Genomic DNA, 24762 nt, shown 5'->3' on the forward strand with positions numbered 1-24762 from the left:
CATGGGTAGCGATGAGAACCTACGAGCAGACGATCTCCACCGGATCCCTTGCCAGCAGGCGATTCTGCGTAACAGCGACAATCGCTGAGCATTTCGGCTGGAGATCAGCGGAGGTCGGGTTCGAGTCCCGGGCGGCGCACAACAGCCCAGGCCACCACGGTGCCCTGGGCTTCTTGTGTTGATTGAGCGGTTCGAGGATCTTCACCCGGTCGTGACTGTGCATCACATCACTTCGGATCGTCGCCGAAGCCTCTGCTGCACCCGACCGGTCTGTGACAAGCCGCCAACCACCACCCCGGTCGGAGGCATGACATGGCGAGACCATCACTCGGGCACAAGGCTCCGAGCCATCCTCCTCTTGATGGCTGGCACAGCGTGCTGGCTCTGGGCTCAGATCGTCCGCGACCTCCCAATCGTCCAAGCGCACGAAGGCATGTGGCTGTTTCTCGCCACCTGGCTCGGCTTCTCAGTCCTTCTCCCAGAGACAGTCCTGCTGACGCAGACCTTGACCTCACCCGATAGACCCACTTGGTGCTAGGCACCGCAGCCGCGTCTCGAAGCGCCGCCAGCCGACCCACAGGCGGCAAATTGAGCCCTGAGTCGACTAAGACTGACATTTGCCAGCCGGCGCCACCGAGCCGATCCATCCAAACGCCTCGGGACTGCGGCGCAAACCGTTGGTCAGTCGACGTTCGCCTCTCGATGCCTCTTCCTCAACGCGGCGAAGCGGATCTGAATGTCCCGTCGGTCCGTTTCCCCTTCGGCGGAAGCCAGAAGATCCTTCAGGTCGTCACGCGACTCCATGACCCCACGCCACTTCTGCTGCGGTTTGAGCCAGGTGTCGATAGCGGTAAGTATCGCCACCAGCAGCGCCAATATCGGCGTCCAGCCCGCCAACCACGCGAACTCGCTCCCACGTAGGCTCGCTTCAGCTGCCACGATCGCGCTCGCAATGATGAGGAACACCCTGAGCCCGCGGTACGTCAGCCCCAAGACTTTCGTCGCGCGCTCCCACGCAGCGAGCTCGCTCTTCATGTCAGCCTCGAGGAGGCCGCCTTGCCCAGCAACCTTCTCGGCCTTGCCCTCGGCCCTACCCTCAGCCATTTCTCCCCCAATCCATGGGCGCTACGCGATATCGGACTCCCGCCCCATTCCGAATCAGCACCACGACCATTCTTGATCCGATGATGATCCGGTCGAAGCATCATGTCGATGGGGCCAGGTGGCGACGTCACCCTTTGCAGCAACGCGGATGAGCCCGGAGACGAGTGCCTGTGCGCTCTCTCCAAGCCATTACGTCGGTGACTTGACGAAGAGGCCGATGAGGCCGGTCAGGATCGCCGTGAAGGCGGTGACAAGCAGATCAGGACTGGTGTCGGGATTGCCATCCGCGATCGTGTAGATCAATCCACCTAGTGCGATCACCAGGCCGAATACCAATCCGGCGACGAGGATCGTCCAAAGAGTGCCGACCCCAGCCCCCTCCGGGGGTGGAATCGCCGCCTTCGCAGCTGCGGCTCCGACAGCGGCCTTCACCTCGGTCGACTCCCCGGCGGCCCCCTCAATCGCATTCCGAACTGTCTCTGTCACGGACATTTTTCCTCCACGAATCTTGGAACTGAGATTGGACTCGGTCCCGCGAGCCGAACGCTGCCGGCGTTCCGACCACGCGACCGCCACGATGACGCCGCCGAGGAGGGCGACAACAAAGAGGATCAGCAGCCAATCCCGGGTAGCCAGGCCTTTCACCCATTTGATCTTCGCAGCGGCGTCGGTTGTCCAAGCAAGAACAACAATGAGGACAACCACCGGAAGTATCGTCAAAGAAATCCCGCGCAAGACACGGTACCTTGAGACCATTTGCGCGATGACCAGAATCACGAACCCGCTCCCAAGCCCGACAGCAATTGCCACGATGGGCGACTTCTCCAGCACTTGTGCGACAAGGCCGCTGAAGATCGAGCTCACTGCAGCGAGAAATGACTCGTATCCCGTCGGTGATGGAACCCCAAGGGCGCGAACAGCTTGTCGAAAGATCTGCAGCAGTACAAGCCCCGACACGAGAAGCGCCAAGGATGCTCCAGAAACGACAATGGATCCAACGAGAACCGTGGCCCACATTCCTTCGATCTGCGCGTTCGCCCAGCCGCGCATGCCCGTAAGAATCCCCAACAAGACAATTGCCAAGCCACCAATTGCAGCCACAACCCCACCGACAACCCTGAGCACCGGCACCATAGATGCTCGCCCCCTTAGGCGCCTGGCGGGAAGATTCCAGGGCGACGCCTAAGCACCGTATGTAAGCGCGAATCTCCCCCCAATCAGAGTGAACCTCCATGGTGTCGTCGTGTCAACGTGTAAGGATGCGGAGCGGTGGGTCTGCAATTAAGCAAATGATTCAACGAGCAGTTGACTTGATCCCGACGTCACGAGGTGCGCCAAGACGGCGGTAGGACGACGATATCGAAGTATGGCGTCTGTTCGATGAGTTCTGGTGGGCCGACAGCGGATCCGTCCGGTGGAATGTTCTCGACCTCGCGGACGCGCAGCCGGAGGTGGACGGTGGACGGGGGGAGGCTGATCGGTGGCAGGGGCTGTCCGATGATGCCGGTAACGGAAGTCTCTGGTCGTGGTCGCCAGGCTGGCATCGGAGATGGCTCGGTGCCCGGCAGGGCCAGGAGTTCGACGCTGGCCGGGTCGAATTGGGCCGGGAGTTCATCGATGACGGCTTCGACCCGGTTCGCAGGTTGCGAGCTTTGACCAGTAACCGTTACGCGCAGGCCTTGACCGGTGCGTTCGGCAACCAGCAGACGGTCCGGCAGCGCGCGGATGGTCTCGCAGGTGACCAGCCCAGAGGCCCTGAGGCCGTCGATGCTGTCGTGTTGATAGCGAGCCACCACGAGCTGTACGAACGGTGCGTAGGCGTCGCGGACGTCGAGCCAGATGTCGGCGTACCAATGGTCGCCGGCGTCCTGGGCGTCGTACGGAATTACGGACAACGGAGTTTCGAACTCGGGCAGCTCCACGGATCTCGATGGCAGACCACCGGTGAACCAGGACTCGGGTGCAAAGGACGGCACCCTCGACGAGGACATGATGGGATCACGGCCCATCCGAGTGGCGGTCCCACCTTCCGCACCAGCAGGTGCGACGACGACAGCAAGCCGTTCACCCTCCCCGGTCAGGAACCACGGTCTGGCGAGCTCGACCCTCAGAGCGACCCGTCGGCGTCGCGTGATGCGGTCCTGAGTGGCTGCAGTCTCGAACGCGAAGGCAGGTACGGTCCCGACGACGCGAGGTAGTGGCGGCCGTGCCGAGGACAGCACGTTCACGGTGTGCGGCTGTACGACACTCTGCTGGAAAGCCTCGTCGAGATCACTGTCGGGGAAGAAATGCCGGAACCTGCTGATCGCGGTCAGACGGTAGGTGACCGTCCGATGTTTCGAATCGCCGAACTCGTGCCGGAAGGCCGGGATCGCGGGAAGGCCCCGCGCAATCGTCACCCCGTGCAGTTGCTCGACAGCTTGCTCTACCTGCCCCGCATCGGCGTACTCGGTCCATCGCGCACCGACCTCGAGCCGCGCGGTGCTGTCAGTGTCGAGCCCCGCCGGCTGGAATGTGGGGGCGAGGTCGACGAAGGACGTGCCCGCACTGCGCGCAACCCTAGACTCTGGGAGCTCCCAGACCGGCGCGGCCAGTGGCCGCTTCACCACATGAACGAAGGTGAGTCGGCGCACCGGCGACAGCATCGGATGCCTGCCGCGGGAGGCAGCCTCGCCCCAGGACGGGGGCGTGCCCTCACCAGTGACCCAGTCGCCCACAGCGAAGTGGTCGAGGAAGTTATCCCGGATCGTCGAGGACAACTCGACGGTGATCTGCTCACCCCTTGGGAGCCGGACGGTCAGGCCGTCGTCGTCGAAGTCGAGGGTGATCGCGGCGTCCGGGCCGGCGAGCCCGATCAGTTCGACCTTCTTCGCTCCCGGCGCCGGCCACATCGGCCACTCCGCCTCGCCTTCCCAGGCCTCGTCGAGCCCTCCGGGCGTCGCAGGGGCGAACGCGAAAACACCCTCGGCGGCCGGGTCAGGCAGTTCGAGGGGTGCGTTGCGAAGCGAGCGGTCGAAGGCCCCGCGGGCCAAGACCCGCCCGGCTGAGTGGTCGAACATCCGGTGTTGCTCGGCGAGCTGGAAACTTCCAGTCGGCGGAACGAGGGTTCGGCGAGTCGTCGATGCATGGTCGTCATCGACGTCGGTCGAAACAACGAGTACGTCGACACCCGCGCCGAGTTGGAGCCGATCGGAGCTGTCCAGGATCGGTGGTTCGACCGCCTCATGGCGGGTGTAGACGATCGACGGTCCAGCGGCGTCCTCGAGATCGGGTTCGTCAAGCAGCGGGCCGCCTCCAGTCACGTCAGCGACTCGGACCCTCATCCGGTACCGCTCCGCGAACCGCAACGCGGGCAGAGTGGGCAAGGGCGTCCCGGCCGGGTCGCGCGGTACGTCGAACTTCCATTCGAAGTCGTAGGGCATCGTCGTCGACGTACGCCTCGCCGGCTCGGTCGCGGGTGCCGGCGTGGCCAGGCTCCACCCGTCCCAGCGCAGCATCACCTCGTCGGTCTCGAGGGTTCCGTCGTCGCGTTTGAGCATGCTGTGCGGCTTGACGTGGCCTTCCTCGTTGCCTCGGTTGCCGATGGCAAGCACCCTGCCGTCCGCCGTACGCACGGTGTAGCCGGCGTCACGCTCGCACAGGGAACGCCAGGCACCTCCACCGCGCCGGATGTCGACCCGGTACCCCAGGACGAGATCCTCGGCAGTGAGTTCGGCCTCCACCGGGTCATCAGGAATTGTCCGGGCTCGCTGCACCAGCGCGTCGTAATCCGCCTTCCGGCCCCGTCGGACCAAGGCGATGCCCGCCGAGCGGGCGCGTGGCAACAGCACCGATTCGCCGGTGCTGATCGTCTGGGCCACCTCGCCGAGGTTGGCGGCCGCGCCCTCGACGTCCATGGTCGAGATCAACCAGCCCGGATCCGGCGGGCGGGACGGATCGGCGATCGAACGGGCGGTGTGGATGTCGAGCATGCCGGCGCGGTGCAGTCCGGAAGGATGGTCGGCGGCCCGGAAATGAGCGGGGTGGCCGCCTTCGGCCTGACGACGCAACGTGTAGCGGGTCCAACTGGATCTCACCGGAACGGGCGAATCCTCTGAGACGATCGCGATCGCGCGATCGGCTGGGTCACCGACGTCGAGCAGATCGGCGTCGATGACGAGATCGAAGACGAGCCCCAGCGCCCGCATCACACGTGGATGTTCCCGCAGCAGTGCGGTCGCCCGATGGAAATCGACGTTCGGCGCGATGGCCGTTCGCAGGGTGTCCGGTTCGACTTCAGGACGTCGCTGCGACCACGGCGCCAACTGGTCCTCCAGCACCTGGGGGTTAACGCCGTCGCCCGCGATGCTCTGAGCGAGTGTCCGGTGCGTGTCGTGAGTCCGGACCGCCTCGGTGTAGCTGTCTCGAACAGTCGGTGTCTGAGGCGCGGCCCGGACACTGCCGTCTGCGATCGTGCCGGCGTCACCGTCGAAGAAGGCATGCCAGACCTCGCTGTCCGGCACCGAGACCAGGGTCGGCCGACCGTCCGCGATCGATTGCGCTCCCGCCGATCGGATGCGCACCTCAAACGACATCTCGGTGAGCCGGGCGGGCCAGTCTCGTAGCCCGAAGTTGCCCAGCCGCCCCGCACCGAGCCGTGGCACCACGAGGACGGACAGCAACGCGTCAGTCCCGCTGATGCACTGCGGGACTGTCAGCCAGGTCAGTGTGCTCATGACCAGGTCGCGGGGTAGACGTAGGCGAAGCCGTCCTCGCAACCGACGGCCAGCAACGAGCCGTCACTGCTGAACGCGATTCCGGTCACCGCGTCCGGGTGCTTGAGCGAGGCGAGCGTGTCGCCCGAATTCGCGTCCAGCACGCGCACGACCCCATCGCGGGTAGTTGCCGCCAGAGCTCCGCTCGTGCTGAACAAGAGGTCGACCACCTCGCTGCCGACCGGGACGCTCAGGTTCGTCGTCACGCTTGTGTCGGAGACTGCGCTGATCCGTACCGCGTCGTCGAGGCCACCGCTGGCCAGCAGGTCACCGGCGACGTTCAGGGCCGCGGCGCCAACTGGCCGTGGATGATCGACCTGACCGAAGAGAGTGCCGGTCGTCGGATCGATCACCAGCACGGCACCGCCCTCGAAGGCCGCGGCTACCAACTGCCGGGTCCCGGCGACCGAGAGCGCTTCGACCTGCCCCTCATGGGGGAAGGTCGCGGTAATGGCGCCGTGCACAGGCTCGAGGATGTTGGTTGTCTGATCAGCACAGGCCGTCACGACCCACCGGCCGAGCGGGTCGATCGCGACGCGGCGTACCGACCGTGGGTGTGTGGTGCGCCAGCGTTCGGCGTTCGTCGTGGTCTCGATAAGCCGGGCCGTCTTGTCATTGGCGGCGGTCGCGAGCAACGAACCGGTGGCGTCGAAGCCGAGGCCGTTGATGGCGTCGCCGTGGGAGATCTCGAAGCGGCGAGCTCCCGACACGGTGTCGTACACCGCGACCACACCGGTTGTTCGGCCGGTCGCCAGACGCTGACCGTCGGGTGACAGGACCGCGGCGACGACGAGGCCCTGGTCTCGCTTCTCGACCACGATCCGGCCCTGGGTCGCCAGGAACAGCGAGGCAAGGCCATGCCCCGCGTCACTTTGGCTGGCGACTGCCAACAAGGGAATAGCGCCGCCTGTCAACGACACCGCCTCAACGGGCCCTCCGGCACTGGCAGGCGGAGCCATCAGGCCGGTGTCGTACAACCGCAGTTCCTGGTCGACCAGGGCGGCGAGCCGTGGGCCGCGCGGGTGAAACGCGACATCGGCGACCACACCGTCTGTCTCCTGCCACTCGATGGCACCGGAGCGGGTTCGGAGTACGGTCAGCCCCGGGCGGTTGATCGCGATCCGCCCACCGTCGGGGCTGAGCATCCCGCGGCCCTCTTCGATTGGAGCCGCTTCGTTGCGAGCGATCCTCATCTGGGGGAAACGCGCGGTGCCGCGACTGGTTTCGTAGACGGTAGCGGTACTCGCGCTGAACACAGGTCCGCCGATGGCGAGCGTCGAGCGGCCGTCCGGCGTCGTACTGAACAGCGCGGGCAGGCGGGCAAGGAACGGCACCGAGACACCGGACGGCGGGTCGAGAGGGTGCGTACCGAGTGCCAGACCCGTCGCCGCGGCGAAGTGAAGGACTTGATGTGCAGGTTCGCACACAACCACGAGCTGATCGTCGACGAAGCAGGCCCAGACGGGCTTCTCGGGACACACGGCCGACCAGATTGCGTTGCCGGTCCGCGTGTCCAGGAGCGTCATCCCCTCGGGCGTCCGCGCCGCCAGTGCGAGAGAGTCGTGGCTGAAGGCCGGAGGCATCGGAACGGTGAGCGACTCCGCAGGTGGCTCCACCGGCAACGAGAGTGCGTCCCCACCAGTGGCCGCGTCTAGCACGAGGCCGGCGTGCGCGATCAACCGGCTGTCTCCGCTGAACTGCGCCTGCGCCTGGCGGCTAAGGAAAGGCGCAGCGAAAGCAGCCGCCAGCCCCTGAGCGAGCAAAGCGCCAAGCATGCTGCCGACAGGATTCTTCGGGTCGATGGGTGCGTCGGGACCAAGGTCGATGACGTCCTGGCTCCGGCTCCAGACCTGCCGGCCGCCGGCCACCTCGTACGCCGCGATGCTCACCGATTCGACTCCGGCGTCGCAGGTGACTAGTCGTTGACCGTCCGGGCTGAAGATGACCGAGCCGCTTCCGCCGGCCGCGACCTGCCATGATGAGGTCCCGTCGTCGGGGTCGATAAGGCGCAGCTGCCCTGACCCGCTCAGGACGATCCGGCGACCGTCCGGGCTCCACGCAACTCGTACGGCTCCTTCGGCCGGAAAGCCAGTGAATGGACGTACGTCAGGCATCGGTACCTCCCTCGTCCGCGAAGCAGGACCAGTAGTCGCCGAAGGCGTCGCGATCTGGCTGCACGTCCGCGAACGCCGTGGCCAGGACAGGACGTGCAACCCGTTCGCGCCTTCCGGATCCACCTGCCAGGACCCAGTCGCCGCTATCGAGCTCGATGCTGTCCGACCACAGGAACAGGTCGATCTCGATAACGAGCGTTGCCCGTCCGACCAAGGCGTTCGTCTCGGACCGATAGGTGAGCGTCACGCACAGCTCGATGGCCACCGAGACGAGGCCGAGGATGTCGACACAACCGCCGATCCGGAGGTATCCGGAAACCTCGACCTTGTCGCCGGCCAGCTGGAACTTGACGCCGCCGAGCGCATGCACCTCGGCGTGGGCGACGACGAAGTCGAGCGCCACCATTGCCCCGAACTCGAGCGCGAGGTCGATTCGTCGCAACCCGTCCTGAGTCAGCTCGATCTCCAGGTAGCCGCCGCCTCCGAACATCAGCACGGTCAGCGCGAACCGGTTCGCCGGGCTGGCGAATCCCAGGCTCACAGAGATCGGCCGGCGGTCGAACGGGATCGAAGCGCCGGCGCGGACAGCGACGTTGGTCAGGACGAAAGCTGCAGCGGCGACCTCGGGCAGTTCCAGCGTGTAGTCGGCCGTGATGCCCGCGGGGGTTACATCGATCCGCGGACCGTGCCCGGCCAGGTCAACTGCGGATCCCAACGCCTCGACGAGCCGAAGTTCGCCGAGGAAGGCGACACGCAGGCCGTCGATGTCAACTGTGGGAGGCGCTCCACCACGCTGATGGAAGGTTAGCTTGTCGATGTGAAGGCCCAGCAGCGGCTTCCCTGGCGGCAGCAAAAGCGTGAAGTTCGTGATCGTGCACTTCGTGTCGTTCCCCAGCAGGTCGACCGGCTCGGCGCCGGTCGGAGGTGCGACGGTGACCGTCAGGTCGAGCGTCGTCGTCGCGGTCGCGACGAAGGCTGCGAAGGAGTGCAGCTTGACCTGCTTCCACTCCATCGACACGACCGGCACCGATCCCGCGTCGAGGAGCGAGGTCAAGGCAGGAGGCTTCGCCACAGCGCCTAGAAGGTTGTGCAGCGGAAACCCCAGAATCGTCGCATCGGGGGCGAAGAACGCACGTACGTCGACCAACCCAGTCAACGGGTCGGGTAGCGCACCGCCCACGACCGGTCCCAGGGTGCGCGAGATCGCGTCCGCGACGTACGCCGGCGCGACGAGGGCACCCGACTTGTCGGCCCTGCCCGCAAAGTCCAGTCCGACTCGGTCCGCGACCAGTTGCAGAACCGTTCGCGCGTCGGTGCCCGCGCGCAGATAGTCCTCGGAGAACGTCACCGCGTAGCTCTCCGCCGCGCCAACCATCGATCGCACCGCGGGCAAGGCGATCTCCAGCGAGCTCAGCCCCGGCGCGAACTGACCAGCACTGGCCACCCCGGCGATAGTCAACGCGTGCACCTCCTGGACGTCCTCCGGCTCGCGAACCGCCGCCCGAACCAGGTCGACGGGCGACGGTATAACCGGGACGCGAACGCTCCCGAACGCATCCTTCAGCGTCGTAGCAACATCAAGGTCCACCATGAACTCCACGGCGGGCGGCGGATCTGCCACGAACAGCAGCGGCAACCTGAACTCGACAGGGCTCTCCCCGGTGTGGCATCGGACGGGAAACTGGACATCGCCGCTGGGGACCATCGGCCGGAAGAACACATCCAGATCGCCGGAACCGGGCGCCGGCTTCCATTCCGGCGGCCGGATCGGAAATACCAGCTCGGTCAGCTCGACCGCGTCGAAAGGAAACCCCCGACGTACCGAGGGATCGGCAGGCACGGTGGCGACCGCGTCGATGACTGTGATCAGATCCACCTGCCGCAGTACAGCGGCACCACCTGAGGACGGGTCGAAGACGCGCTCGACGCTGCGCTGGTAGATAGCGCGATGGCCGAACGGGTACAGCGTGCCATTGGCAACGACCTGGACCTCCATATCGCGACCGAGGACCGCGCGATGCTGCCAGGCAAAGGCATCCCACACCCCACCGGCCGCGAGCGACCCGCCGAGGGCGCTCAGCTCCATCCGGTCCAAGCCCGCGGGCCGACCGGCGGTCTCGGCAACCAGTCGGGCCCGCCACGTCCTCTCGAGCGCCATCGGAAACGGATCAGGAGTCTCAGGACCGACCTCGGCGACCGCAACAAGCGCAGTCTCCGAGCCGGATTCGACACGCAGGCGCCACAACCCGGCCGCCGCGGCCGCCACGGGTGCAGTGGCGGAGGCAGGACGGAATGCGCTCGAGCTCCCTAGACGGGTCCGTGGTGCCACCTTCAGATGCCATGGCAGCTCGACCATCGTCGTCGGTTCGTCCGCAGGTCCCAAGGGGATGGCGGAGCCGAACATATCGAGAATGGAGGCAGCGGTCGGTTCGAAGTCCGAGCCGTGTTCGAGCCTGACTCCGACCTGACTCATCCCGGACAGCATCGACCGTGCCCGCGGCAAGTCACCGCTTCCCGGCAGCCTGTCCTCCTCCTGGAACGTCTGCTCCGCGACGTGTTGTGGAGGAAGCGTGAGCAGCATCCAGGCCGAGTTGCCAACAGCAACGAGGTTGCCGGGATCTACGCCGACCCAGGTCACACCGGCGATGAGATGATCAGACGCCCGTAGCAGCAGGAACATCGGCCCCGCCGGTCAGGTCCAGAGCACAGGTTGGCAATGCACCAGCGCCCTAACCAGGAGTGCCCACGACGCACCTGCCAGGAGCGCCAGAATGAACACCGAGATATACGCTCCCAGCTTCGTCAAAATGACCGCGAGGACTGCCGTCGCACTGGCCGCAAGCGTCTGCATCAGCGTGATGCTTTTCGGGCTGAGCGATTCCCACCAGTCGATGAAGCGCTGGATGTTCTCGGCACCAGCGGTCCGAAGGTCATTGATCACGCTGTCTACGGTCACCTCGACATAACCGGCGTAACACTCCGCGAACGCATCTACGGACATGGACCTACACCTCCCCTTGACTGACGGACAGCGCCTCGGCGTACGCCGTCTGCGAGGCAGCCAGCATCGCCGAGAACATCTGCCCGCTGGTCTGATCGAATGCCTCGAGCAACGGCTCGATACCGATTCCGACGCCTATCTCCTCGTCCGCGAGGTGATAGCAGATCGCGTACTCCGCCGACCCCTCGTCGAAACCCTCCCGAATCAGCGGATCCAGATCGTCGGCCCAGAACCAGTCAGATACGGCACTCAGCCCCGACTCGAGCGCGTCGGCCGACGGCACAGCCCCAGGATCGATCTCGATCCCGGCGACGCCTAGCCTCGACGCAAACTCCTCTGCGAACCCCAAGACACACCCCCACCCCTTGAGGACTGGCCGTGAGAAGCCGGATACCAGCCCTGTCTGCCATTACCTGAGTTCATTGTTCGGTCCCTCATTCACCGAGTTCGATGACGATGTATCTGACCCTCGTACCGTCGGGCAGATGAGCGCCCTCGACGAAGGTCTGCTTGAAAGTCGGTGTCGGCGTGAAGAGCGACACCAACACATGAATCGCGATCCCGCCGAACTTGATCAGCCCACGAGCAGCTCCCTCAGCAGCCTCCAGAGCGAGATGCTCGAGCTGGGCGATGCTCAGGCTCATCAGGCCGTCGATGATCAATTCGAGCCCGTGCCCTTGATCGGCCGGGACGTTCAGGATGGAGACGTAGTACTGCTCGTTGGCGCGAGGGCTGACAGTGATTCTCGCGTCGTCGCGAATGGGGTTGCCAGCCGGCGCCTCCGAAGGGATCGGGATCAGGACCCCGTCCGGCGCGACTTCGAACCGATGCTCTCCATCGGTCGGCAGCACCTCGTCGAGCTCCCCGAGATCGACCGGCTCGGTCGCCAGTTCATTCATCAAGGTGATCGTGCGCTCGCCCGGGTCGACGTGGCCGTCATGGAACAGGCCAGCGCCCTGGTTGGCAAGCTGGAACTCGAGGATCGCCTCGTGCAACGCCGGCGCACAGATGCCCTGAATCGGCTCCAGCCAGACATTCACCCCGCCAGGCGTGAAGGTTCCGCCTTGATCCGTCGGAATGCGATCAAGGAGTCGCATCACGAGATTCTGATCGGAGACGAGGTTGTAGCACTGGGCCCCGTCCTTGATTCCCACCGACGCCTGAACGTCGTCCATGCCGTCCCCCTCCAAGGAGCCTTCGTCAGGCACCCACCTGCCGGCCAGCCTGGCATCGTCACCCAGCGCTGACCAGCGACTCGTACCACTGAGTGACACGCTGACCACAGCGGGGGCATGATGGTCGGGGGCAACGATCAGTTTCTGGGGGACCGACGTGGACGACCACACTGTCGCGGGGCGCATGCTGGACATCATCGAAGCAGTCGCCACGAGCGTCGGAGCGATGTCGCTCGCACGACTGACCGCCGAGACGGGCCTGCCCAAAGCCACGGTCCGGCGCATCGCCAACAACCTTGTCGGGCATCGGATGCTGCAACTCGGCCCGGACGGCTACCGTCTCGGCCTCCGGGTCCTCGAGCTTGGAAAGTCGGCCGAACGACACATCGCCGTTGCTGAAACGGCCGGGCCGTTCCTGCAGGAACTCAGCCAGTCCACCGGACAGATCACCTGGGCCGGGGTCGTTGCCGACGACTCCTTCTTGATCGCCGACACAGCCTTCACACCACGGCACCGGACGCTGATGGCCTCGGCGACGACTCGCGACTGGATGCCGCGGGTCCGCAGAGGCGAGTGCCCGCGCACTGCCGTCGGCCAACTGCTGATCGCGTTGGAACCTGACAGAATCGAAGACGTCCTCCGCGCGGGCATTCCGAGGGCCACGCCGTACACCGTCACGAGTCCGCAGCTCGTCCTCGAACGACTGCGGCACGCGACGGACTCCGGTCTGGCCACCGAGTACGAGGAGTCGCGTCTCGGCTGGTGGTGCGCCGCCACCGTCGTACCAGGACCGTCTGCGACCCACATCATCGGAATAACGGCCGAGACGAAGTCGTTGCCGCCGGCACGGGGACTACGACAGCTGAACACGACGGCCGACCAACTCGGCAAGGCAATGAAAGAGGGCGAAGGCAGTCGACCGCGCTAGCCGCGGATGGTGCTCTCCCTGGCGGTCTGCTGTGGAAGCGCGATCCCGAGCCTTCTGGCGCAGCCAAGGAGGAAGCGGTGGAGGAGCCGGGCTCCTCGTATCGATCTGCGATCTGAGTTTCCTTCATGGGGAAGGGAAACGGGGTGGCGGCACGGCTTCCGGTCGTCCGACAGCTGTCGCTCGTTCCTAGCGCTCCAACCGGGCGAGCTGAAACTTGTCGGTGGGGTCGGTGAGACTGGAAGGCATGGCCCTACGCACACCGATCTATCTGGACGCTGAGACACTCATCGGCCAAGCCGAGTACCACGATCTCAACGTGCCGCAGCAGGCGGAAATCATCGAGCGCCGGACCAGCAAGCGCTCGGCGTCCGGTTCTGCGAACCTTCCTGGGGTCGCCGGCGCCAGCGCCGGCCTGGGCAAAGACGTCGAGGTTCAGTCGACCTACACCCTGACCCCCAGCCACAAAGCCACTGTCAGCAAGCTGATCGATGCCCTGATCGCGGCTGAAGCCGTCAAGGTGGACCCGAACGAGGAGACGCCGATCGGGAAGGACGACCTGGTCGAACTCGACGGCCGCACAAGGATCACCGCGGCCAGTCTCGCCGGAAAGATGCTCCACATCTTCCACCGTCTCATGGGTGCGATCACCAGCATCGACGAACTGGACACCATCGATGCCGAGGCTCCTGAGGCCGCGGAGCAGTTGAAGCGGGTCTATCTTCAGAACGAGTTGCTCCCGATTCCGATCCTCCTCGAGATGACCAGCACGGCCCTGCCACAGAAGGTCTATGTCAGCCTACGACCGAGCCACTTCGTGGACCTGGCGTCGGCAGACCGTATCGAACGTGAGCTACGAGTTCTCGGATCAGTCACCCACCTAGTCGACGGCGATCCGGAGGAGGGATTCTCAGCGCCGAGGAGTGGCTGCTCTACGGCTACGAGCACCTCGTCCGACGACTGTTGATGCCCCAGGTCGAGGAAGTCGTCAAGAAGCTCGCAGACAATCTGGACCTAAACCTGCCCGCAGACGACGTCCGCGCATACATCTCCGGTCCCGCGATCGTCGTCGACGCCATCGCCATCTACTGATCTCCCACCTAGTATGGCCACCTTCGCGCTACGAGCTGCCGACGAGGGTGACTCAGCGAGTCGCCACGCCAGCACCAGTGCGCTCGCGCCGACGCAAGCCGTGAGGTCGAGCAGCCAGGACAGGTGCTCAACGCGGGCCGTGCGCTCACCTGTATCCGCTACGACGTTCAGGACGCCGACGTATCGGCCTAGTAGCCTCGACCCGTCGTCCATGGAACCGAGGTCGTTCAACGTAGTCGCCTCACCGGCCCTGGATCTCTCCGAGATACTTGGTCACCCGCGAGTTGACGCCGCTAATCCGGCTGCGGTTCGTGCGCCGTCTGGGCGACGGCCTCTCGAGGCGAACCGCGATCGTCTCCAGCCGGCCGACGCCAGCGCAGACGCCGCTGGCGAACTGCGGAGGCTCAGAACCGGGGTGTGCGCAAATGTCGCGGGTTAATCCTCGGTTTCCGGCACGTCGTGGGCGACGCCTCCACGAAACGGATTCTCGGGTGAATCGCCTGAATCTCGGTCAGTTCGTGTCGTCGGTCGCCGCGTCGAGCAAAGTCCGCGTCGGTGCGGTAACCGTCACCCTTGGAGTCAAGGTGCTGACGACAGGCGGCGTTCCGATCCGTACTTCTGTCGGCGTGACGGTCCGGGTCACGACTGTGGTTGCTGCGACAGACACCACCTGGTTCGTTGGAGTGACCGTGATCTCCACCGGTGAGCCGACCTTGACCGCAGTCGGGATGATCGTCAGCGTCTTCGCCGACGCAACCACGACAGTTGGGAGACCCGGTCGGCAGGCTGGTGTCGTCGTCCGCGCGGCCGAGAGCGATGACAACCAGGATCGCGGCACCGGCGAGCGCGACGGCGTACAGCGCTGCCATCCCTGGATATCCCCACAAACCGTTGCGAGCCACGGCTCCCCTCCGATTCCGAGCGTCGCACGAGCGGCAGAAGAGAGCAACGCTTGACGAGAGGCGTCGGCTGGGGTCGCCGTTCAGAGCGACCGAACTGAGGTTCCCGGACATGATCCGACCGGCCCGTGGCCGTACGATCGAGCCGACGTCGTAGGCGCTGTAAAGACCGTTCTTTCGCCACCTCCCTGGCCACGTCATCATGACCCGATATGTCTGGAGGTCAACTGCCTCGCCTGCGGCGGCGGCCGGCAGTTGCCTTCCAGCCGCTTGCGGTCCGGATTCCGCTCGCCAGAGGGGAGGAAACAGTCGGCCAACCCAAGGACCGTCCACCCGTCGCCTGGCAGAACCGGAGTCTTCCGATGACCGTTGAGCAGACCTTCGCCATGCCCGACGAGACCACCTACGCAACAGCGACCTGCAGACGCTGTTGGGCATGCTGCAGACTCAGCACACTCAGAAGCTCGACTTCGTAGCGCTCGCCAGCAAGGTCCGCACCGGGACGGCATGGTCGTCGTTTCCAGCGCGGAGGCCGCGATCGACGAATACGGCGTGACCCCAGTTGATGGAACCTACCGCCTGACGTCGACGTTCCTCAACGGCCTGGCCCGACAAGCTCGACGGACCGGTCGGGTATCTCAAGCGGATCCACCGCGACCGGCCGGATCTGTTCGACGCCAACGTCAACGGCTCGTTCCTCATGCGAACATTCCGGCACCGACGGCCCCTCGGCCGGGCGTGAGATCGTCGCTCATCAGCCGGCTAAACGAGTCACCGATTCCTGCACCGCCCGATCTGAGCCGTGATTCGCGAGACGACGGTCTTGCCAACTGCTAGCTGTCGCTGCAACTCAGCGGCAAGTCGCGCACAGGACTACACGGCTACTCGAACGTTTCAGCGACCTCTACGACTGCCTCCGAGGCGAAGGCACGCAGCTCGGCCCGGAGATTCGGTGGCAGTTCCAGACCTCCTGCGAACGCCTCGAACTCCGCGATCGCACCATCGGCTGACAGTTCCGTCTGGCTCGGGGTCGCCCATTCGAGGACCTCAACGTGAGTGGATGCTCGCTTGTGCCAGAAGCGATCGTCCGTTGCCAACCGACGCTGATGGACAAAGCTGTCGCGCGCAGTCCGGCCCGCAGTCTTATAGCTCATGGCCGCGGCAGCCAGTCCAACAAGCAATGCAACGGCGGCGGGCGAAGCCGCCACCACCAGGTTGATGACAACTGAGGTCATTAAGTGGATCAGCACGCAGACAATCCTGGCGCAAATATCGCGATGTGGGGGCATCGCATCACGGCGGGCAATTGAGTGGCCGTCATTCGAACAAGTGAATGACGCGGCACGCACTTTGCCGATCCATAGATTGTCGGCAAAGTGCATCCCCTGATCTTGACCCATCTTTGCTCGAAGACGCACTCTGAATTCTTGGGGGGTGGGGGAAGAATGTCAGGGAGTGGCAAAGATACCCCAGCAGTTCCGGACGGAGGGCTTGACGGTCTGGTCCTCGCCTCGCGTCGGAGCGTGTGGGTAGCAGCGGCCGCCGCCGCGCTGATCGTCGTCTTGTTTGTCCTGCTACACGAGCTCAGCTCGAGCTTGGGCAGGATCGAGGTCCCGGAGTTGCCTGCACGATCGATTAGCTCGGTCCGGAGTACCTTCGACCTCGGCGAGGCCAAGAGCCGATCGCAGCAGGCGTGGTGCCTGTGGCGCAGCTACTCACAACCGCAGAACGCCGAAGCACCGACAACAGGGCCAAGCGGCACCGACAGCGAGACCGCCCTGGGGAATAATGCCGCCACCTGTATGGATGCGTTCAGCAACCGCAGCTCCCGGGTGCCTGATCCCGGTGACGGCACAGGCGCTCGCCTCGTTCGCTGGTACGTCGGCCTGCACCTTCTCCTCCTGATCATCTACGTGACACTTGCTTTTCACCTCATCAGACTCCTTCGCAGGAGAACAAGGGAAGGCCTCGAGAGCAGCAAAGGAGCACCGGATCCCGGACGGCATCGTGCGCATCAGGCACTGGGACATGGACTGTGCGAAGCAACTAAGCCCGGGGCACTGGCCGTTCTGTTCGGCGGATTGTTGATCGCCGAACTGGCCGAAGCCGTGGCACGGTGGATCGTCGGCTCACCCGGTGCCTCCAGGAGCCTGGTAAACGCCGCGGGGATTGTCCTTGCCATTGCGCCGCCGGCGAAGCTGATCTCGCTCGCCACCCTGGGACTACTACTCGTCCTGCTCTGCGCTTGGCCGCACATCAAAGACCCGGGTGAAGCCGACGGCAGGACCGTGACCACCGACCAAGGTCCTCGTGGTGAAACTCCGGACGACGCTCACGCGGCTCGACAACACCTGGGGACTCGGCAGATCTGGTCGCTCTTGCGGCTCCAGGTCGTAGCAAGCGGACTGTTCGTAGTTCTGTTCACCGGGCTCGGACAGAACCAGATCGTCGATGCCCTGTTGCGATGGGGTGACTGGGCCGACACCCACTCCGACACCCGTGCGAATCTACTCAGCGTCTCGACGCTGCTGATCAGCCTCGCCGCCGCTCTCGGATTCTCGTTGCTGCTATGGCGAAGTGCACAAGTGGTCGCGCTCTCCCCAGAGGAGACCATCGATTGCCCCCCGCCGCTCGCCGTCGCGGGAGCCGCCCTCATCTGTCTCATCGCTGCCGCCTTCGGCTGGCGCAACCTGGGAGGACTCGGTATCTGCCTCGCAGGTATCGCCTTGCTGTCAGCGTTTGCTGGAGCACCACCTTGGCGCTGGGGCAATGAGGAACCCATGATGCACGATCTCCCAGCAACTCAGGAGGGGTACACGACGACGAAGGCGAAGGTAGCGGATCGAGCCCGGATGCCCGACGAGGACTCGCAACTGCGCGTAAGTCGGGTTGCTCGATGGATCGCGGCTCTGCCGCTGGCCGCCATCGGTGTCTCCGCGACGGGAGCAGCATTCCCGCCCCTCGTGGTCCTCGGCTCGCCCACCGCAGCCGGCGGCGGGCGACTGCTGATGCTCGTGATTCTAGGGCTGGGCCTCCTCGCCGCAGCAGTTGCGTTGCCGTTTGTGCTCGAGTCACGTGACAGGAGCCACGTCACCGCCAAGGTGATGTCCCGACGTCCCAGGACCTACCTGATTGTCACGGGAGCGGCCGCGGTCGCGTATCTGATGGCGCTCGTCCCCGCCACCAGACAAGCCTTCCCGATTCTCGTCGGACCCGTCGGCCTGATCGCCCTCTTCCTGTCCGCGGTTCTCCTCGTCGGCACCGAGCTACAGCGAATCAGCGATCGCGTCGTACCGGTCGCGGGTCTCCGCGCCCTAGCCGTGACTCGCACTCCGGTGTTGCGAATCCTGATCGCGTGGTTCATTATCGGTTCGCTTCTCGACACGACTGGCCACCACCCAGTCCGGACTGAGGAGTCGACGACCGCCCCGGTCTTGACTGTGGAGCGCGCCTTTGACATCTGGCGTGCGGCGAACTGCGCAGTGGGTGCTCCCAACCACGAGCCGGCCGAACTCCCGATGGTCTTCATCGCCGCCCAGGGTGGCGGCATCAGAGCGGCGTACTGGACCGCGGGCGTTCTCGATCAGCTCTTCCCGACCACAACCGCCACCACCAAGTGCACTTCGCGAGCCAGCCAGGTCTTCGCCCTCAGCGGCGCATCCGGCGGGAGCGTGGGCATCATGTCCTGGCTCAACGCCCCAAGCGCCCATCGCCCCTGGTACCAGCACGCGCCCACCGGCGACCAGATCAAGTGGTACGACAAGTCGCTCGCTGTCGACCATCTCAGCAGCCTGACCTCGTGGATGCTCTATGCCGACGTCCCCAGATCAATGCTCGGGTACGGAGGCCCCGACCGGGCCGCGCTGCTCGAGGAGTCTCTCGAACACAGCCAACCTGCCCTCGCCGATCCGTTCCTCGAGGGCTACCGCCCGATGACCACAGCAACCACGAATGCGTGGCGCCCCCTCGCCCTACTCAACGGAACCGCGGTCGAGAGCGGATGCCGCGCACTGACAGCACCAGTCCAGTTGACCGACCTGGACACCGGTAACACCCCGAGCACATTCGGCTGCCGCAGCGTGCCCAGCAGCGGAAGCGACGCCGGCCGAACTGCTTCGACCGGTCTTTACGACTTGACCGACCTCTACCTCTGCCCAAGCCGGGACCTGGCTATGTCCACTGCCGCAACGCTGTCCGCACGATTCCCTTATGTGACCCCGTCCGGACGCCTCTCGAACTGCGACAACAACCAAGTGCGAACCTTCGTAGTCGACGGCGGGTACCTCGACAACAGCGGCGCCATGACTGCGACGGACATCTACGAGAGGCTGCTGCCGAGAATCAGGAGCCACAATGAGTTGTACGAGATCTGCAAGATCGGATGCTCGACCATCGCGCAGACCCGCAGGCCAGCCAGAAAGATCCGGCCGGTTTTCGTCCAGATCGACAACGGGTACGGCACAGTCGCGAGAAGCACAGGCTCAGGGCGCGCGCACGAGCTGATTGTCCCACCAGTGACCAGGCTCGCGGTTGCACAAACAGTTGAACAGGCGGCACGCCAGCGCTCGTACGAAGCCTTCGGCAGCCGGTCGTTCTTCCGAATAGCAAACGCACCACACCCAGGTGTGCAGGCTCCCTTGGGTTGGGCTATGTCCGACACCGCGCGTGACGAACTGTGCCGAGAGCTGGACGTAGTGACGCCTGATCTCGTCAACCTCGCAACAACTGTAGGAGCGGTCAAACCCCAGGTACGACATTGCTGAACCCGAGTCAGGACTGGTTCCCCTGCAGGCAAGATTCTGCGCTGTCGAGGCACGGAGATCGTCACCTGTGGCAACACCTCGCTCGGCGGATTTCAGACGCTCCGTCGGCGTCTGGTCGGCATCGAGGAACGACTGGACGACCGATCGATGCGCCGGTAGCCGACCGGATCAGCCGCATCAGCACCGGCCAACCGCGGCCGAGCGGATGACGCGGGGCGGGTCTCCACCGTCTGCTCTGGGTGGTGAAACTGTGGTCGACTGCGTGGTGGACGCGACAGGGTCGGCGATCAGCGCGTCACCCTGCGAGTGCGAGCAGCGCGTGTATCGGTGGCGTGAAGCCTGGTCGGCCGAGAACTGCCTGACCATGGCTGTGAGCTTGCTGTTCGATGGTCGATTGCATTGGGACTCCTGGGTAGCTCACGACAGCGTGGTGGGTCGCCAGTCTTGCTCTCACATCGAGACCAGAAGTGATTTCGGAACCAGCCCTGGCCGCGCGCGCCCCGGCGCGAGACAGGCGCGGACTCATCGCAGGCACGGAGCCACGGATCCTCAAGATGGGCAGTCACGCTGGCAGCTATCCAAGCTGGCTGACCACAGCCACCTCGAGGATCGCGAGTGGTGATGTCAGCGCGTCCGTACCGTCCAACGTGCAGATCATGGCGGAGTCCGCGGTTCCAAGCCACATTCCCATCAGTAGATCGCAAAGGTAGCTCCCCAGACCGACCGCGGCATGCCGAATCTCGCTGTAACGAATCGTTCGCGATGTGGCCTCTGGCTGGGCGGTTTCTGCGACGATCCCCAACAGCACCTTGCCTGGAACCACCAGAACGTCGCCATCAGAGCGAATCAACCAATAGACCGCTGTTCCGCTGAGCTTCAGCAACTCTCGCAACTGCTGAACATCGATCCGCCAGGTCTCGTGGTGCGCTCCTCGATTGGCGAACAGCCCGGATTTCTTGACCTGCACGAGGTCGCCAAAACGGATCTTCAGGTCACCCGCTAGCTCCACGCTGACAAGGACGCAGACATCTGCCCGAAGCCGGCTCTCTTCCTTCTTCGAAACCACTCGCTGCGACAGCCGCACCCCAGGCGCCGTGGTACGCCGATTGGTAGTCACCTGGAGCGTGCGCGCAACCTCTTTGAAGGCCGTGCGGAGAGACGCCAGCAGGGCGGAGGTCAGGCCTTCTTCCTCAGCTCCCCCCTGCGATTCAGCAATCGGCCGGAACTCACTAATCGCTACCCCGGCAGCACCCCGGATGATTTCCTCCAGGTCGGGATCGGCGAGCCACGTCGCTGCAGGAGCGGCGAGAGGCCGCGGATAAACGTCCCTTCGACCGTCCAGGCGCGCAGCAGCTACCTCGACGGCCCAGTCCCCAGCGCCGACGCCTTTGCTCCGCTGGACCAACCCGGTCGCCCGTAGAGCGACCTTCGCATACAGGTGAGTCTCATACCGGCGTACCCGGTCGATCAGGTCAGGATGCGTGAACAGAAGCTCCTGCGTCAGGTCGCCAACAAAACCCTGGGCTGAACCATCCAGAGAGAGAATCCAGGGCAGAAGCTCCATCCAAGCTGCCGCTTGCGAGGAGGCGAGCTCGGTCAGACGGCCACGAACCCCGTCCAACTCGATCCTGTCGGTGAATTCCAATTGCATGAGGAGATACAGCTGCTGCCACACTTCCACGAGCCAGGGATCCGCCTGGGCTCGGATGATCTGATCCGCGCGCACCTCATACTCGCTCCGATCGGAGGTGGACCCTGTTCGGGTCCCGACGCGGCTCGCGGCAAGCAACTCCCTCGATGAGATCCAGCCTGCCGCCGACGCCACCGCACGCGGGAGATCGGGGAGCCCCGACGTGCTGCGCCGGGCGACAGCGTTTCGCAGAGCCGATAGGAAGTGCGGTTCAGGGTTCCGGACCATGGCGTGCCAAGTTCCCCAGAACCGGACGAGAATCTCCTCGGCCGAACGGGCGTCGATTCGGACCAGCCGCCTACCGTCGGACTCGAGAACATGCCATGCCTTGTTCACATCGAGACCGCGGACCTGAGCGACCCATTCCGATTCGCTGATTCCTGCGCCATCCCCCATCGCTGCAGGCTATCGCGATCCATTGACGTCGTCCTCGACGGCACGGACACCAGTACTCGTCACTACAACCGTCGGTCGGGGACTCTTTCTCCGCCCGGTCCCGGGCAGCAGTGACCGTCTCGATAGGTCACGAACGCCCGACGGCGCAGCGCGAGCCCTCCGGGAGTAGTCATTGGCGCATTGACCGCCCGGACGACGTCGACGAACGGCCGGTGTCAACGCACCTCTTTACGCACCTCAATCAGCGCGACAGAATGGTGAGCGATGACAACTGATGCGTACGAGACCACCCGCGAATCCCTTGCCAGTAGGAGCTTTCGCGCATCGTCGGCAAACGGTAATCATCCTCAGGTGGAATTCAGCGGGTTCGGGGTTCGAGTCCCTGGCGGCGCACAAAAGCCCAGGTCACCACGGTGTCCTGGGTTTCTTCATGTCCACAGGTCACCTTTTACTCGACCTTTTCAGCCACACATCTCTCCAACCGGCTGAGCCCTGCGGCTTCCAGGTGACGTGACTATGCGTCACATCACATCGCCTCACGACCTTCAGCGACCTCGCAGATCTTCCGCACCGGCCAAACGTTGAACCTCCGACCCTCACACCGGTTGGAGACAACACATGCCGAGGCCACCACTGCCCATCGGAACCTGGGGAGAGATCTCCACCAGGCCCCTGAAGACCACCAAAAACAGCAAACCCACCAAGCACCAGGCCCACGCCAAGTTCCGCGACCACGACGGCAAGGTCCGAGCCGTCACCGCCACCGGCACAACCAAGACCGCCGCCCGAGCCGCCCTGCTCCTGAAGCTCCAGAACCGCGCCAAGACCAACCACTCCGCCGAGCTCACCGCAGCTCACAAGGTCAACCATCTGCTCGATCTGTGGGAGAAGAGGTTCGAAGGACTGGTCGCCGACGGGACACGCTCACCCACCTCGCTCGCCACCTACCGGCGTGCCCTCAGGAACCATGTCCGTCCCGCCATCGGCGAACTCCACATCGGTGAAGCCACCACCCAGCGCCTTGACGCCGCCCTCACCGGCATCAAAGAGCACGCCGGCGCCCCCACCGCCAGAACCTGCCGGGCCATCATCTCCAGCGCCATGAAACTCGCCGTCCGCTACGGCGCCCTCACCGTCAACCCCGCCCGCGAAGTCGACGCCATCGAAGCCAATCCCAAGCACCCACCCCGAGCACTCACGACCGAAGAAGTCGTCCTCCTGCAGACGTGCCTGACCGCCGACGAACACGCCGTCGAAGCAGATCTCCCCGACCTGGTCACGTTCATGCTCGCCACCGGCGTCCGCATCGGCGAAGCCCTCGCCGTCCTCTGGAACCAAATCGACCTCGACAACGGCACCGTCGAAATCACCCACACCATCGCGCGGCTCCCCGGCGAAGGACTGATCCGCAAGACCACCAAATCGAGAACCGGCGAACGCGTCCTCAGCCTCCCGACCTGGGCCGCCACCAGCCTCCGGGCCCGCCATGCCGTCGATATCCGCCCCGCTACCCCAGTCTTCCCTGACACGATCGGCGGCTTCCGCGACCCGTCCAACACCCGCCGCTCCCTCCGCACCGCCCTATCCACCGTCGGCAGCACCGCCCGACACGAACTCGGCCAAATGCTCCACGCCTTCCGCCGCCAGAAACGCCTCAGCCGCAAGCAAGCCGCCCAGACCCTGGGCTGGCCACAAACCAGACTCGAACTCATCGAAACCGGCCGCCTCAAACCCAACCACCAGCTGGTCTCAATCCTCGCCAAGACCTACGGCATCGGTCTCGATAGCACGTCTGACCTGTTCGCCCAACTCAAGGAAGCCATCCAACAAACCGACTCGGACAAGGTCGCCTGGATCCGCTGCCACGCCCTCCGCAAAACCACCGCCACCGCCCTCGACCAAGCGGGCCAAACCGCCCGCCAAATCGCCGACCAACTCGGCCAAGCCAAAGTCTCCATCACCCAAGACACCTACCTGCACCGCCAACCCGCCAACCCCAGCGCCGCCCAAGCCCTCGAACACGCCTTCGACGACCCCGATCTCGCATGAGCGACGCTCTCGACGCTGCTCCGAACCATGAAATCTTGCAGGTGGCCACCGTTGTCAGCATCTTCCACCTGGCCTGCATCTGGCACGGATCGATGTTTGTCTTGTCTGCCTCCGACGCAACACAGTCGGACAAGCAGTCAGCGGTTGGCCAGGAGCCAACTCGAGGAGGGTGTCAGCGATCTTCAGCGACAACACTCGAGTGACTGACGAAATACGGCAGGTCGCCTGGACCTCACCAGCCTGGCCGCACTGATCACACTCGACAACGCGCGACGCAACTCCAACTCGGAGCTTTGAGCACCGAGGAGGCGAGGGCGTTGCTCCCTCGGGCTCGCCGGCATCGAGCGAACCCATGACGAGGCGAGCGCTCTCGACGAGATCATCCGGCTCTGCGATGGCTTCCCACTGGCACTGCGGATCGCGGGAGCCCGGCTGTCCGCTCGGCTCGACTGGCCCCTTCCGAGAGCTCGCGACGAGCTGACCGACACTACGTGGCGTCTAGACATCCTGACGTACGGCGATCTCGCGTATGAGCTAGCATCGCCGCCTGCCACCTGCACCTGGGCGAGTAGCCGAGCGGGCAGGACGCCGACGCCTTATTCACGCTGCTCGGAGTAATCCGGCTGCCGACCTTCAGCACGGCCACGACCGCGGCAGTTGCCGACTGGCTGGAGCACCGCACGGAGGCCGCCCTGGAACTCCTGGACGCCTGCCTCATCGACTCCGCTGGACCCGGCCGGTACGACTTCCAAGACCTGGTCGGCCTTGACGCCTCCGAACGGGCCCGCGACAACCTCCCG

At 64.8% G+C, this 24762-nt stretch carries 16 protein-coding genes; 6 read left to right on the forward strand and 10 right to left on the reverse strand.

Going from position 1 to position 24762, the window contains the following annotated elements; all coding sequences use genetic code 11:
• Positions 1-681: 681 nt before the first annotated feature.
• The 8 genes from ACFWUU_RS05360 to ACFWUU_RS05395 all read right to left on the reverse strand — a co-directional run bounded on the left by ACFWUU_RS05360 (position 682) and on the right by ACFWUU_RS05395 (position 12148).
• Positions 682-1104, reverse strand: coding sequence for a DUF4231 domain-containing protein (locus tag ACFWUU_RS05360; protein ID WP_380172915.1), 423 nt, complete (start codon positions 1102-1104; stop codon positions 682-684).
• 189 nt (positions 1105-1293) lie between these two features.
• The gene (locus ACFWUU_RS05365) at positions 1294-2238 is read right to left on the reverse strand and encodes a hypothetical protein (RefSeq protein ID WP_380172917.1); all 945 of its coding nucleotides are present in this window, start codon (positions 2236-2238) and stop codon (positions 1294-1296) included.
• Positions 2239-2426: 188 nt separating this feature from the next.
• The gene (locus tag ACFWUU_RS05370; protein WP_380172919.1) at positions 2427-5819 is read right to left on the reverse strand and encodes a hypothetical protein; all 3393 of its coding nucleotides are present in this window, start codon (positions 5817-5819) and stop codon (positions 2427-2429) included.
• On the reverse strand, positions 5816-7972 hold the full coding sequence (locus tag ACFWUU_RS05375; RefSeq protein ID WP_380172921.1) for a PQQ-binding-like beta-propeller repeat protein: 2157 nt from the start codon (positions 7970-7972) through the stop codon (positions 5816-5818). The genes ACFWUU_RS05370 and ACFWUU_RS05375 overlap by 4 nt, the downstream gene beginning before the upstream one ends.
• Positions 7965-10652 carry a hypothetical protein gene (locus tag ACFWUU_RS05380; RefSeq protein WP_380172923.1) on the reverse strand — a complete coding sequence of 896 codons (2688 nt, stop codon included), beginning with the start codon at positions 10650-10652 and terminating at the stop codon, positions 7965-7967. The genes ACFWUU_RS05375 and ACFWUU_RS05380 overlap by 8 nt, the downstream gene beginning before the upstream one ends.
• A 12-nt stretch (positions 10653-10664) precedes the next feature.
• Positions 10665-10973, reverse strand: a complete 309-nt coding sequence (locus ACFWUU_RS05385; RefSeq protein WP_380172925.1) for a hypothetical protein — start codon at positions 10971-10973, stop codon at positions 10665-10667.
• 4 nt (positions 10974-10977) lie between these two features.
• Positions 10978-11322, reverse strand: coding sequence for a hypothetical protein (locus ACFWUU_RS05390; protein WP_380172927.1), 345 nt, complete (start codon positions 11320-11322; stop codon positions 10978-10980).
• A gap of 85 nt (positions 11323-11407) precedes the next feature.
• Positions 11408-12148, reverse strand: a complete 741-nt coding sequence (locus ACFWUU_RS05395) for a hypothetical protein (protein WP_380172928.1) — start codon at positions 12146-12148, stop codon at positions 11408-11410.
• Positions 12149-12305: 157 nt separating this feature from the next.
• Here ACFWUU_RS05395 and ACFWUU_RS05400 point away from each other — a divergent pair, with 157 nt between their 5' ends.
• The 4 genes from ACFWUU_RS05400 to ACFWUU_RS05415 all read left to right on the forward strand — a co-directional run bounded on the left by ACFWUU_RS05400 (position 12306) and on the right by ACFWUU_RS05415 (position 15121).
• Entirely contained in the window at positions 12306-13076 is a 771-nt protein-coding gene (locus ACFWUU_RS05400; RefSeq protein WP_380172930.1) for an IclR family transcriptional regulator, read from the forward strand.
• 229 nt (positions 13077-13305) lie between these two features.
• A complete protein-coding gene (locus ACFWUU_RS05405; protein ID WP_380172932.1) occupies positions 13306-14040 on the forward strand; it encodes a hypothetical protein in 735 nt (244 codons plus the stop codon).
• The gene (locus ACFWUU_RS05410) at positions 14040-14165 is read left to right on the forward strand and encodes a hypothetical protein (protein ID WP_380172934.1); all 126 of its coding nucleotides are present in this window, start codon (positions 14040-14042) and stop codon (positions 14163-14165) included. Before ACFWUU_RS05405 ends, ACFWUU_RS05410 begins: the two co-directional genes overlap by 1 nt.
• Positions 14166-14656: 491 nt before the next feature.
• Entirely contained in the window at positions 14657-15121 is a 465-nt protein-coding gene (locus ACFWUU_RS05415; protein ID WP_380172936.1) for a hypothetical protein, read from the forward strand.
• Positions 15122-15945: 824 nt separating this feature from the next.
• Here ACFWUU_RS05415 and ACFWUU_RS05420 read toward each other — a convergent pair.
• Positions 15946-16446, reverse strand: a complete 501-nt coding sequence (locus ACFWUU_RS05420; protein ID WP_380172939.1) for a hypothetical protein — start codon at positions 16444-16446, stop codon at positions 15946-15948.
• Between the two features lie 141 nt (positions 16447-16587).
• Between ACFWUU_RS05420 and ACFWUU_RS05425 the strand changes: the two genes are divergently transcribed.
• The gene (locus tag ACFWUU_RS05425; RefSeq protein WP_380172941.1) at positions 16588-19827 is read left to right on the forward strand and encodes a hypothetical protein; all 3240 of its coding nucleotides are present in this window, start codon (positions 16588-16590) and stop codon (positions 19825-19827) included.
• A 574-nt stretch (positions 19828-20401) separates the two neighbouring features.
• On the opposite strand, the gene ACFWUU_RS05430 is transcribed toward ACFWUU_RS05425, so the two are convergent.
• On the reverse strand, positions 20402-21913 hold the full coding sequence (locus ACFWUU_RS05430; RefSeq protein WP_380172943.1) for a hypothetical protein: 1512 nt from the start codon (positions 21911-21913) through the stop codon (positions 20402-20404).
• A 618-nt stretch (positions 21914-22531) separates the two neighbouring features.
• On the opposite strand from ACFWUU_RS05430, the gene ACFWUU_RS05435 reads away from it, so the two are divergent.
• A complete protein-coding gene (locus ACFWUU_RS05435) occupies positions 22532-23962 on the forward strand; it encodes a tyrosine-type recombinase/integrase (protein ID WP_380172945.1) in 1431 nt (476 codons plus the stop codon).
• Positions 23963-24762: the final 800 nt, after the last annotated feature.

It is taken from the genome of Kribbella sp. NPDC058693 (genome assembly GCF_042715335.1).
GTDB lineage: Bacteria > Actinomycetota > Actinomycetes > Propionibacteriales > Kribbellaceae > Kribbella > Kribbella jiaozuonensis.

Bases quoted from the DNA above. Each gene is read 5' to 3' on its own strand.
- ACFWUU_RS05360 (WP_380172915.1), bottom strand. From the start codon at position 1,104: ATGGCTGAGGGTAGGGCCGAGGGCAAGGCCGAGAAGGTTGCTGGGCAA.
- ACFWUU_RS05365 (WP_380172917.1), bottom strand. From the start codon at position 2,238: ATGGTGCCGGTGCTCAGGGTTGTCGGTGGGGTTGTGGCTGCAATTGGT.
- ACFWUU_RS05370 (WP_380172919.1), bottom strand. From the start codon at position 5,819: ATGAGCACACTGACCTGGCTGACAGTCCCGCAGTGCATCAGCGGGACT.
- ACFWUU_RS05375 (WP_380172921.1), bottom strand. From the start codon at position 7,972: ATGCCTGACGTACGTCCATTCACTGGCTTTCCGGCCGAAGGAGCCGTA.
- ACFWUU_RS05380 (WP_380172923.1), bottom strand. From the start codon at position 10,652: ATGTTCCTGCTGCTACGGGCGTCTGATCATCTCATCGCCGGTGTGACC.
- ACFWUU_RS05385 (WP_380172925.1), bottom strand. From the start codon at position 10,973: ATGTCCGTAGATGCGTTCGCGGAGTGTTACGCCGGTTATGTCGAGGTG.
- ACFWUU_RS05395 (WP_380172928.1), bottom strand. From the start codon at position 12,148: ATGGACGACGTTCAGGCGTCGGTGGGAATCAAGGACGGGGCCCAGTGC.
- ACFWUU_RS05410 (WP_380172934.1), top strand. From the start codon at position 14,040: ATGCCCCAGGTCGAGGAAGTCGTCAAGAAGCTCGCAGACAATCTGGAC.
- ACFWUU_RS05420 (WP_380172939.1), bottom strand. From the start codon at position 16,446: ATGCACTTTGCCGACAATCTATGGATCGGCAAAGTGCGTGCCGCGTCA.
- ACFWUU_RS05430 (WP_380172943.1), bottom strand. From the start codon at position 21,913: ATGGGGGATGGCGCAGGAATCAGCGAATCGGAATGGGTCGCTCAGGTC.
- ACFWUU_RS05435 (WP_380172945.1), top strand. From the start codon at position 22,532: ATGCCGAGGCCACCACTGCCCATCGGAACCTGGGGAGAGATCTCCACC.